At 62.9% G+C, this 10,000-nt stretch carries 11 protein-coding genes and 1 other RNA gene; 3 read left to right on the top strand and 9 right to left on the bottom strand.

Annotation, left to right across the window (positions count from 1 at the left end; genetic code table 11):
• Positions 1-1,494, top strand: a 1,494-nt coding sequence (locus LDL37_RS07835; protein ID WP_290796320.1) for a carotenoid oxygenase family protein, incomplete at its 5' end; no start/stop codon positions are given.
• On the opposite strand, the gene rmuC is transcribed toward LDL37_RS07835, so the two are convergent.
• The gene (rmuC, locus tag LDL37_RS07830; RefSeq protein WP_290796317.1) at positions 1,491-2,762 is read right to left on the bottom strand and encodes a DNA recombination protein RmuC; all 1,272 of its coding nucleotides are present in this window, start codon (positions 2,760-2,762) and stop codon (positions 1,491-1,493) included. The genes LDL37_RS07835 and rmuC overlap by 4 nt on opposite strands.
• 131 nt (positions 2,763-2,893) lie before the next feature.
• On the opposite strand from rmuC, the gene LDL37_RS07825 reads away from it, so the two are divergent.
• Positions 2,894-3,442, top strand: a complete 549-nt coding sequence (locus LDL37_RS07825; RefSeq protein ID WP_290796314.1) for a VUT family protein — start codon at positions 2,894-2,896, stop codon at positions 3,440-3,442.
• Here the strand turns inward: LDL37_RS07825 and LDL37_RS07820 are convergent.
• From LDL37_RS07820 to LDL37_RS07790, 7 genes are all read right to left on the bottom strand, one after another.
• Positions 3,423-3,857 carry a hypothetical protein gene (locus LDL37_RS07820; protein ID WP_290796311.1) on the bottom strand — a complete coding sequence of 145 codons (435 nt, stop codon included), beginning with the start codon at positions 3,855-3,857 and terminating at the stop codon, positions 3,423-3,425. The two genes, LDL37_RS07825 and LDL37_RS07820, sit on opposite strands and share 20 nt — an antisense overlap.
• A 48-nt stretch (positions 3,858-3,905) precedes the next feature.
• Positions 3,906-4,508 carry a recombination mediator RecR gene (gene recR / locus LDL37_RS07815; protein ID WP_290796308.1) on the bottom strand — a complete coding sequence of 201 codons (603 nt, stop codon included), beginning with the start codon at positions 4,506-4,508 and terminating at the stop codon, positions 3,906-3,908.
• 3 nt (positions 4,509-4,511) lie between these two features.
• Positions 4,512-4,832 carry a YbaB/EbfC family nucleoid-associated protein gene (locus LDL37_RS07810; RefSeq protein ID WP_290796323.1) on the bottom strand — a complete coding sequence of 107 codons (321 nt, stop codon included), beginning with the start codon at positions 4,830-4,832 and terminating at the stop codon, positions 4,512-4,514.
• Positions 4,829-6,640 (bottom strand): DNA polymerase III subunit gamma/tau, encoded by a 1,812-nt coding sequence (locus tag LDL37_RS07805; protein WP_290796305.1) that lies wholly within the window; start codon positions 6,638-6,640, stop codon positions 4,829-4,831. Before LDL37_RS07805 ends, LDL37_RS07810 begins: the two co-directional genes overlap by 4 nt.
• Positions 6,641-6,682: 42 nt before the next feature.
• Positions 6,683-7,315 (bottom strand): hypothetical protein, encoded by a 633-nt coding sequence (locus tag LDL37_RS07800; RefSeq protein ID WP_290796302.1) that lies wholly within the window; start codon positions 7,313-7,315, stop codon positions 6,683-6,685.
• Positions 7,316-7,394: 79 nt separating this feature from the next.
• Positions 7,395-7,490, bottom strand: an RNA gene (ffs, locus tag LDL37_RS07795) — signal recognition particle sRNA small type.
• 36 nt (positions 7,491-7,526) lie between these two features.
• Positions 7,527-8,678: a carbohydrate porin gene (locus tag LDL37_RS07790; RefSeq protein WP_290796299.1), complete on the bottom strand. Its 1,152-nt coding sequence runs from the start codon at positions 8,676-8,678 to the stop codon at positions 7,527-7,529.
• Between the two features lie 153 nt (positions 8,679-8,831).
• Between LDL37_RS07790 and LDL37_RS07785 the strand changes: the two genes are divergently transcribed.
• A complete protein-coding gene (locus LDL37_RS07785) occupies positions 8,832-9,029 on the top strand; it encodes a hypothetical protein (protein ID WP_290796296.1) in 198 nt (65 codons plus the stop codon).
• 254 nt (positions 9,030-9,283) lie between these two features.
• On the opposite strand, the gene LDL37_RS07780 is transcribed toward LDL37_RS07785, so the two are convergent.
• The coding region (locus LDL37_RS07780; RefSeq protein WP_290796293.1) for a methyl-accepting chemotaxis protein at positions 9,284-10,000 on the bottom strand (717 nt) is incomplete at its 5' end.

Below are 10,000 nucleotides of genomic sequence, written 5' to 3'. Positions count from 1 at the left end.
ATCGACATGACCGACCTGTCCCGCCGTTCCTTCCTGACCGCGCTGGGCGGCGCAGGCCTGATGGCCGCCGCGCCCACATCCTGGGCCGCCGCAGCCGCCACCGCCAATTTTTCGGAAGGCTGGCATCTGGCCGTCGCCAACGCTCCCGCAGAAGGCTACGCCCCCTCCACCCTCACCCGCCTGAGCGGAAAAATGCCGGCGGGCCTGAGCGGCACACTCTACCGCAACGGCCCGGCGTGGTTCCGCTATGGCGACGACGTCACCGGCCACTGGTTCGACGGCGACGGCATGATCCAGAAATATGACCTTAGCGCCGACGGCGTGCGCCACACCGGCCGCTTCGTTGATACGGTCAAACACCGCATCGAGCAGCAAAGACAGGCCATTGTCATGCCGGGCTTTGGCACCAAAGGCCGCGCCGATGCCCCGGTGACCAGCAATGACGATGTCAACGCCGCCAATACCTCGGTCCTGCGCGTCGGGGACGAACTGTGGGCCCTGTGGGAAGGCGGCTCACCCTACCGCCTCGATGCCCAGACCCTGCTGACCAAAGGCCCGAAAACCTTCCGCGACGACCTGAAAGGGCTGGCCTTTCTGGCCCACCCCAAGGTCGAACCGTCGGGCCGCATCTGGAGCGCCGGGTTCATGGGTGACAAGGCGTGGATCTGGCAACTCAGCCCGGCGGGCGAGATGGAGCGCGGCGAACTGATCCAGCTTCCGGCTGCGGGGTATGCCCACGACTGGGTGGTCAGCGAACGCCACCTGATCCTGCCCATGCAGCCGCTTATCGCCGAACGCCGAACGCCGCCCTTCGTCGATACGCTGGTTTGGCGTCCTGATCAGCCGATCCGCATTCTGGTCGTCGAAAAGGCCGACCTGTCAAAGCGGCGCCTTTATGAGTTGCCCGCCGCCACCTACTTCCATACGGGCGACGCCTGGGAAGACACCGATGGCACCATTCGCTTCGATGTCTGTCTGGCCTCTTCGCCCAAATTCGGCCTGAACGGGGCGCGCGATCTGGTGAAGGGGGTTTATAACGCCGGCAATGATGAAGAGGCGCATCTGGCCCTGATCACGCTGCGCCCGGACGGTCGCGCCGACATGCAGGCGACAGGCGTCTCATCAGAGTTTCCGCAGACCGATCACCGCTTTCAGGGTCTGCGCCGCGACCGCATCGTGCACGTCGGCGGCTATATTGAAGGGCGTCTGGGGGCGCACGCCCTGTCGGCCTTCGACTGGAAAACCGGTACAGCGCAGACCTACGATTTCGGTCCGGACGCTATTGTCGAAGAGGCCCTGTTCGTCCCGCGTCCCACCAGCCACAGCGGCACGGGTCAGGAGATGGACGGCTGGATGGTTGGCACGGTGCTTAATCTGAAGGCAAAGGCCACCGAACTGCATGTGTTCGAGGCGAAAAACCTCAGCGCCGGACCGGTGGGCTCATGGCGATCAGCGCACGCCACACCGCTGGGCTTCCACGGGACGTTTGCTTAATCTCCCGCCCCCGACTGCACGACGGTCAGCTTGCTTAGGGGCCGCGTCTGCACATCCAGCGGCGCGGCCTCAACGATCTCCTTGCCCTCGTGGCTGACCTTGAGGTCCTCAAAACGACGCGCCTGAGTCAGCACCTGCGATTCCAGCGAACCGACAAAGGCATTGTACTTATCGACGGCGCTGCCGAGATTTTTGCCGAGCGCGGCCACGTGCCCGCCCATCACCGACAGGCGGCTGTACAGTTCACGGCCCACCGCCGCGACCTCATGGGCATTGTGAATTTGCTCCTCAGCGCGCCAGCCATAGGCCACGGCCTTACACAGGGCAAACAGGGTGGTCGGGGTGACGATGATCACCTTGCGGTCCATCGCCTCGGTCATCAGGTGCGGCATCCGCTCCAGCGCCATCGACAATATGCCGTCGCCCGGCACAAACATAGCCACAAAATCCGGCGACTGTTCGCGGAACTGATCCCAGTAGGCCTTGGCCGACAGGTCGCGCACATGCTGTTGTAAGGCGCGCGCATGACGTTGCAGCGCCTCTTCGCGGATGGCCTCGTCGGTCGCTTCGATGGCCTCCAGATAGGCGGTCAGATTGGCCTTGGCATCAATGACAAAGACGCCGCCGGGCAGTTTCACCGTCACGTCCGGGCGGCGACGCCCCATATCGGTGTCGAGGTTCTGCTGCTCAACGAAGTCGAAATGCTTGGACAGTCCGGCACTTTCCAACACATTGCGCAGCGTCTCTTCGCCCCAGCGCCCCTGCACCCCGGCCCCCCGACGCAAGGCATTGGCCAGCTTTTGCGTCACCTCGCGCGTCGCCACCGACGCCTGCATCAGGTGGGTGATCTGCTCTTTCAGCCCGCCGGTGTCCTTGGCGCGTGATTCCTCCATCTCCTTCACCTGAGCCTCGAAACGGCCCAGCGTCTCGGCAACGGGTTTCAGCGTGTGGCCCATGCGTTCCAGCGCCAGCTTTTCGCGCGCCGCAAAATTTTCCTCGGCGCGTTTCAGAAGCGCCTCGGTCGATTGGCTCAGCGCCTGCTGAGACGCCGCGCGGAAATGTTCGCTCATGGCGGCGCGCGCGTCTTCGAGATTGCGCGTGCGCTCCTTCAGTTGCGACACCTCAGCGGCGGCGTCACGCAACTGATCGCTCAGGTCTTCATTGCGCTCGCGCAGGCGGCGCGTCTCCTGAAAGGCCAGATAATAGCCGCCCCCCAGCACCAGCGAGGCGAAGACAGAGGCAATAAGGGCGACGGATTCAAAGTTCATGAAATGTTCTTGCCATACGGAATAAAAGCTGACAAGCTTTTTCCTGACACGATTCCGGTCGGAGATAAGACCCCTGAACGCATCCGGGGGACACGCGGCGACGTATCTAAGACTTTGTGTGCGAGGGGCAGATGGAATTCGGTGCATTTATACGCAAGGCGGTCACGGGGCGCACGCCGTGGACGTACCTCTATCTGGCGCTGATCCCGTTTATCAACTGGTGCTTTGCCGCCGTGCCGCAAATCCCCCTGCCCGATAACGGCTCGTGGACGCCAATGTCGGTGGTGACCGGGCTGGTGCTGGTGGTGCGTGACTTTGCCCAGCGCGAAATCGGTCACTGGATCCTGCTGACCCTGATCATTGGTCTGGGCCTGTCGCTGCTGACCTCTGACCCGGCCGTGGTGATCGCCTCAAGCGCGGCCTTTGCCGTATCGGAACTGATCGACTGGGCCATCTTCACCTTTATCAAACGTCCCCTGTCCGAGCGGGTGGTGATCTCCACCGCCGTCAGCGCGCCGATTGACTCAGCCGTCTTCTACGCCATCGCCTCGACGACGATTCCGGGGATTTTCAACATCTGGTCGGTGGCGACCTCGGTGCTGAGCAAGCTGGCCGGGGTGTTTGCGGTGTTTCTGGTCATGCGCCACCGGGAGAAGACCGCTAATCAGCGGCCAGAGTAAATCCGGGAGGGGCTTTGGTTTCAACGTGCTGGGGAAAGTACATGTCCATAAAGATCGTGCTTTGGGCCGGTTCAGACCCTGGACACTTGACGTCATAGCCGTCGATAATGTGACCGAAAGGGCCGATCCCGAAGCTACCGATGCGCCCGAAAGCAGGCATGGTTCCATTCTGGCAACGCAGGCGTTCAAGATAGGCGTATTCACCCTTGGGCATATACACCCGAACCGGGTTCTCCTTATCGCCCAAAGGGTGAGCTGAGGCTTTTTGTATCCGCTGATCAATGTCTTTCGGCATGGCGCCAAACATCGGCAGGTCGTCCAGGGCCACATCCTGCGACTGTGGTGCCCCTGCGCACGCCGTCAGTGACACGGACACCAGCCCGACAGCGATCAAGTTTTTGAAAATTCCCGTCATTTGTAGCCTCCCCCTCTTATGAGCAAGGAAAGCTTAGCATAACTAAGTTTATCGTCTACTCTTAAATGCATGGGCGATGGTCCCATCATCCAACCAGTCGAGTTCGCCGCCGACGGGCACGCCGCGCGCCAGATGGGTGATGGTCACCGCCGGGGCCAGTTGCTTCACGCGGTCGGCGATATAGTGCGCCGTGGTCTGGCCTTCGACCGTGGCCGGCAAGGCCATGACCAGTTCTTCGACACCGCCCGCACTGACGCGCTGCATCAGGCCCGACAGGCGCAGGTCTTCGGGCCGCACCCCGTCGAGCGCAGACAGAAGCCCGCCCAGCACGTGATAACGCCCGGAAAAGGCCCCGACGCGCTCCATGGCCCACAGGGCGGAGTCTTCTTCGACCACGCAAATCATCGCCGCGTCGCGGGCCGCGTCGGCGCAGGTGGCACACGGATCGCGGGTCGAAAGCGCGCCGCAGATGTGGCATGAGGTGACGCGCTCAGCCGCATCCTGCATGGCGGCGGTCAGCGGGATCAGCAATTGCTCGCGCTTTTTGAGCAAGGCCAGCGCAGCCCGGCGCGCCGAGCGGGGCCCCAGACCCGGCAGCTTCGACAACAGCGCCATCAGGCGTTCGATTTCAGGTCCGGCGCCAGAGGCCATAGATTAGAACAGCTTCGGCATCGGCATATTGCCGAACGGCCCCGCCGCCTCCTTCATCAGGCGCGCGGATTCTTCATCGAGCTTTTTGCGCGCATCGGCGTGGGCAGCGACGATCAGGTCGGCCAGCACCTCAACCTCGTCCGGATTAATCAGGCTGGGGTCGATGTGCAGGCGCGTCAGCACGCCCCCCCCTTGCAGATCGACCGAGACCAGACCGGCCCCGGCCTGACCGGTGACGACCACCTGATTCATCTTTTCCTGCGCTTCGGTAAACTTTTGCTGCACGGCCTGGGCCTGCTTCATCAGAGCGTTCAAGTCCATCAGTCGTCGTCCTTTTCGCTGAATTCGTCGCGGTTTTCGGTCATCGGCATGTCGGGCGTGGTGGCGGCCACCGGCTTCGGCTTGGGCCGGAAGCTGAGGATTTCCACGCCCGGAAAGGCCGTCATCAGACCGGAGATAAATGGGTCATTGCGCAGCTTTTGCAAGGCTTCCGCCTTTTCGCGGATTTCGCGCTCACGATAGGTTTCGGCCCCGCCGCCGCCCTCGGTGGCGATCAGCCAGCGCTGCCCCGTCCATTCCTTCAGCCGCGCCGAAAGCTTACGCACCAGATCAATCGGCGTGTGCGGGGCAGGTTCAAACGTAATCGCCCCCTGCCGGAAGGAGATCAGCTTGACGTAGCGCTCGACATCGACGCGCAGGCCGATGTCGCGCTTTTCGGCGATCAAGGCCAGCACGTCGTCAAACGTATGGAGCTGGATTTGCGGCTGGGCATTGGCATAGGCCTGCGGGCGCATGACCGCACCTTGCGCGCTGACGCCGCCACCGGAAACACCGCCCATGCCGCCGCCCGACGGGCCACCGTCCAGCAGGTTTTCGCCGTTTTGCAGGCGCTTGAGCAGGGTCTCCGGCCCCGGCAGGTCAGACGCATAGCAGAAGCGCACCAGCGCCATTTCGGTTGCCGCCGCCGGATCGGGGGCACGGCGGATTTCCTCAAACGCCTTGAGCATCAGGGTCCACAGACGCGACAGGGTGCCCGCCGACAACTGCGCCCCCAGCGCCGCCACCCGCTGCGCCGGTTCCTTGGGCAGGCGCGTGGCCTCGGCCCCCAGCACCTTGGCCACAGACGTGGCGTGGCAGTATTCGAGCAGGTCGCCCATCACCTGTGACGGGTCGGCCCCGAAGCCGTACAGGGTGCGGAAGGCCAGAAGCGCCTCCGGCATCTGACCGGAAATGATATTCTCAAACAGGCTGAGCGTCGCCGACCGGTCGGCCAGCCCCAGCATGTCGCGCACCACCTCGGCCGACACGCTCTGCCCCTCTTCGGCCTGCACCAGCGCCTGATCGAGCAGCGACAGGGAGTCGCGCACCGAACCTTCGGCGGCGCGGGCGATCAGGGCCAAAGCATCCGGCTCGATCTGCGCCCCTTCGAGGCGGCAGATTTTTTCCAGATGCGGCGTCAGGGTTTCCGGCTCGACGCGGCGCAGGTCAAAGCGCTGACAACGCGACAGGATGGTCACCGGCACCTTGCGGATTTCGGTGGTGGCGAAGATGAACTTGGCGTGCGGCGGCGGTTCTTCCAGCGTCTTAAGAAGCGCGTTGAAGGCCCCGGTCGAAAGCATGTGCACTTCGTCGATCACATAGACCTTGTAGCGCGCTTCGACCGGCGCATAACGCACGCTTTCCAAAAGTTCGCGCATCGAATCGACGCCGGTGCGCGACGCCGCGTCCAGCTCCAGCACGTCGATATGCCGACCTTCGATAATGGCCTGACAGTGGTAGCCAAAGGTCGAAAGATCGACGCTGGGCCCCTTCACCGTGTCGGATTCGTAATTCAGCGCGCGCGCCAGCAGGCGGGCCGTCGTCGTCTTACCCACCCCGCGCACACCGGTCAGCATGAAGGCGTGGGCGATACGCCCCGTGGCGAAGGCGTTGGACAGGGTGCGCACCATCGCCTCCTGCCCGATCAGGTCCTCAAAGGTGCGCGGGCGGTATTTGCGCGCCAGCACCGTATAGGCCGCGTCCTTTTTCGCAGGCGCAGGCACCGCCGGACCACCGAACATGTCGTCGGTGTTCTCATCGCGTTCGGTGGCAAAAGGATCGCCGGTCTCTGTAGATTCGGGATGGTCGGACATACCCGACTTATAGCGCCTCGCCGACGCAACGCCAGCCGTTTGTTACGGCGCGGCGGGCTCAGACGGACAGTCTTTATGCGGCGGCGACTGCCGCCACACGGTCGCCCGCAGGGCCGCAAAGCCCTTCTGCCCACCGCTGCTGATCAGCGCCAGATCGCTGGCCTCGTTCACCGTCCCGCACCAGAGTTCGCGTTGCGCATAGTTCGTGACCGGCTGGCTGTATTTTTGGGTCAGGGGATGCGGCCATTGCGCCAGCCGCGCGACCATAGCGTCTCTGAGCTTGGCGCCCTCGCCGCGGTTGACCGTGACATCACAATTGCGTTCGGTTTTGCCGACACCCCGGCTCAGCGTGACCGTAATATTCGGACTACCGACCCACCAGGCACTAAGCACTTCACGTTTGGCAAATTGATCCAGAGCTTTTTCGGAAGCGGAACGGCGGGCGGCAACCACTCCAGAGCGTTTGAACCCTTGGGTATCCGCCTCCTGAATCACCCAGGGCATGCAGATTTCGCTCATTACGTAATCAAGATTGTAAACGGTGTCGCCGTACAGCCTGACTTTACGCTGCGGGTCAGGTCCGGTCCACGTCGCGGTTTGCGCCCCTGCGCCCTGAGCCAGAGTCAGGCAAACAACGGCGACGCTCATTACTGAGAGTTTCGATACAGCGCTCATGCGGTATCCCCCTATGCCAGAGCTGTCCCCACCTGAAGTTTAACTCAGGCAGATGGCAAACATATGACGCTATGAGGGAGACGGTGAGACCGCGCGACCCGAAGGTGAATTCGTTGTGGCTGCTGCCTTCCGGCCCTGACCAGGTTGGCGAGGCCTCCGCCCGCGCGATCTCGACCGCTATATGCGGATTCCGTTTTGCGATTGCAAGCGCTTATTTAAACGCGGCGAGCCCCACCCGCAGACGCACCCCCAGCACCAGGGCATCGTCCGTTTGCGGATCACCAGCCGGGTGGCGGATATATTGCACGTCCGGCTGAAGGCTCAGACCGTCCCTGATGGCGTAACGATAGCTGAGTTCGTAAATGGTTTCCGGCTTCAGGTTGACACCCACCGCCTCGGCATAGGGCTGACCGAAGTCGGCGTGGGCAACAGCAAAGCCTACGGCGTCCGACTCGCGCCCTGTGAGCGGCCCGGTCCACACCAGCCCGCCGCCCGCATAGGTTTCGATGGCCTGAAGGTCCTTATTGGCCTTACCCAGCCGCACCCAGCCTGACACACCGCGGTCGCTGTCGGCTTCGGGTTTATAAAAATCGTACTTCAGTTGCGCGTAATAGCCGCTATTGCCATCGGACAGGCCCGTGCCGTCGAGGCGCTCGGCCTTCGCCGTATAGGTCCACGCCCCCAGCTTGACATAGCCGCGCGCAAAGTCCTGCTGCGCTTCGGCCACCCAGTGCGCGCCGTCGCCGTCACCCAGCTTGATGCCGATAAAGCTGCTCTGATGCGCCGGGTCGCCGGCCACGCCGTCAAACACCCCGGCGCGCAGGCGCAAAGTCTCACTGGCCTGCCATTCGCCAACCAGACCCAGAGTCGAAAACGGAAAGATCGACGGGCCGCTCTGCGAATAGTCCGGACCAATACCGTGCGAGGCGTTAAGGAACAGCGCCCCCGCCTCCTGCACGTCGAAAATACCATTGAGATTGATCAGGCCCCCGGTCACAGACCAGCGTTCATCGTCGCCCGTGCGACGCAACCACACCTCAAACAGGCGCACGCCCTTCGGCGCGTCGATATTGGACACGACCTGCGCATCGCCAGAGTAGAACTCGGAAAAGCCACCCCCGCTATCGGCCAGCACATAGGCGAAACCGTCCCAGTTTTTAAAGGCCTCGCCTTCGCCCTGCCAGGCGGCCGACAGGTCGAGATTGCTCATGACCCGGTTGCCTTCGCGCAAGCCTCCCGAATGGTTGCGCAGCAGGTCGGCGGTCAGGACGGCATCGTATTCGACGCCGGCCGAAGCCACACCTGCCACAGAGGTGCCGTAACCCAGAGACAGTAGCGCACAAGCGAGAACAGACAGACGCATGGATAAACCCTGAACACATCGGGCACATCGCCCGACAATATCCACGTTACTCGAAATCTATTGGGTTATAGTTTACAGACAGGGTTAACCGGATATGACCGGAACGGCCCGGCGATTGCTCTGTGGTTTCCGACTGTTGAAAGGTGTCCCAGTATGAAACCGCTTCTGTGCCTGATGGCCCTGTCCCTGCCCCTGATCGCCGCGGTTCCGGCGACCGCCGCCCCGGCCGCCTGCCGCGCCGAGGCCCTCGCCGCCGTCAGGCAGACCGCCGCCTATCGTCATGGCTCAGTCCGCGAAAAGCAGGCCCTGCTGCGCAGTCAGAGCCTGCGCGCCTGTGACCTGAAGGCGTAGAAAGAGACGCAGGGGACACGTCCCCTGCACCCCGATGGTAACGCGCCCGGTCATGCCTTCGTGTGTCGATATGTATTGGGGTGAAAGGGCAACTGGCCCCTTGGTCTTGCTGTCCGGAGTTTGGCCACACCAACAATCTGGAACCACAGATTACACAGATTGCACAGATTTGGCGCTTCGCGCCCCGTCTCGCGGGAAGGCCCGTCAGCGTCGAATAATCTGCGTAATCTGTGTAATCTGTGGTTTTACCGCTTTTACGATGCCCGATTGATGCGGCTGAGGAACTCCGCCACGCGACCACGCAGGGCCGCCGCCTGATCCGACAGGGCCTGAGACGAGTCGAACAGGTGCGCCGAGGCCTCACCGCTGCGCGTGGTGATCCCCGACACCTGATCGAGATTTTCGCTGATCACGCGCGTCCCCTCAGCCGCAAAGGCCATGTTGCGCGCAATGTCCCCTGTGGTCGCCGACTGTTCCTCGACGGCGGCCGCGACCGAGGTGGTGGCGTGGGTGATGGCGTCCACCGCACCGCGAATATCGCCCAGAACGCCGACGATTTCACGCGACGCCTGACGCATTTCGTCGATCACGCTGTTGATTTCACCGATGGAGCGGCTGGTCTGGTTGGCGAGGTTCTTCACCTCACCGGCGACCACCGCAAATCCGCGACCGGCCTCACCGGCGCGCGCCGATTCGATGGTGGCGTTGAGCGCCAGCAGATTGATCTGGCTGGAGATATTGGCGATGACGGTCGTCACTTCGCTGACGCGATCCGAGGCCGAAGACAGCTTCTGCGCCACCAGATCGGCGTCCTGCACCTTATGGAAGGAATCGGCCACCAGGCGGTTGGTCGTCTGCACCTGATCGGAAATTTCGCGTACCGAGGCCGCCAGTTCTTCGGCCGCGGCGGCCACCGTCTGCACACTGGCCGTGGTCTGGGTCGCCGACGAGGCCGCCGATACGGCCAGCCC

Source organism: Asticcacaulis sp. (genome assembly GCF_020217185.1).
In the GTDB taxonomy this organism is placed as follows: Bacteria; Pseudomonadota; Alphaproteobacteria; order Caulobacterales; family Caulobacteraceae; genus Asticcacaulis.
Note: the sequence above shows the minus strand (reverse complement) of the source record. Positions and strands in the feature narration are given on the sequence as shown.

What these genes read in the sequence shown, in the direction of transcription:
- rmuC (WP_290796317.1), bottom strand. Translation starts at nt 2,762, where the DNA reads ATGAACTTTGAATCCGTCGCCCTTATTGCCTCTGTCTTCGCCTCGCTG.
- LDL37_RS07825 (WP_290796314.1), top strand. Translation starts at nt 2,894, where the DNA reads ATGGAATTCGGTGCATTTATACGCAAGGCGGTCACGGGGCGCACGCCG.
- LDL37_RS07820 (WP_290796311.1), bottom strand. Translation starts at nt 3,857, where the DNA reads ATGACGGGAATTTTCAAAAACTTGATCGCTGTCGGGCTGGTGTCCGTG.
- recR (WP_290796308.1), bottom strand. Translation starts at nt 4,508, where the DNA reads ATGGCCTCTGGCGCCGGACCTGAAATCGAACGCCTGATGGCGCTGTTG.
- LDL37_RS07805 (WP_290796305.1), bottom strand. Translation starts at nt 6,640, where the DNA reads ATGTCCGACCATCCCGAATCTACAGAGACCGGCGATCCTTTTGCCACC.
- LDL37_RS07800 (WP_290796302.1), bottom strand. Translation starts at nt 7,315, where the DNA reads ATGAGCGCTGTATCGAAACTCTCAGTAATGAGCGTCGCCGTTGTTTGC.
- LDL37_RS07790 (WP_290796299.1), bottom strand. Translation starts at nt 8,678, where the DNA reads ATGCGTCTGTCTGTTCTCGCTTGTGCGCTACTGTCTCTGGGTTACGGC.
- LDL37_RS07785 (WP_290796296.1), top strand. Translation starts at nt 8,832, where the DNA reads ATGAAACCGCTTCTGTGCCTGATGGCCCTGTCCCTGCCCCTGATCGCC.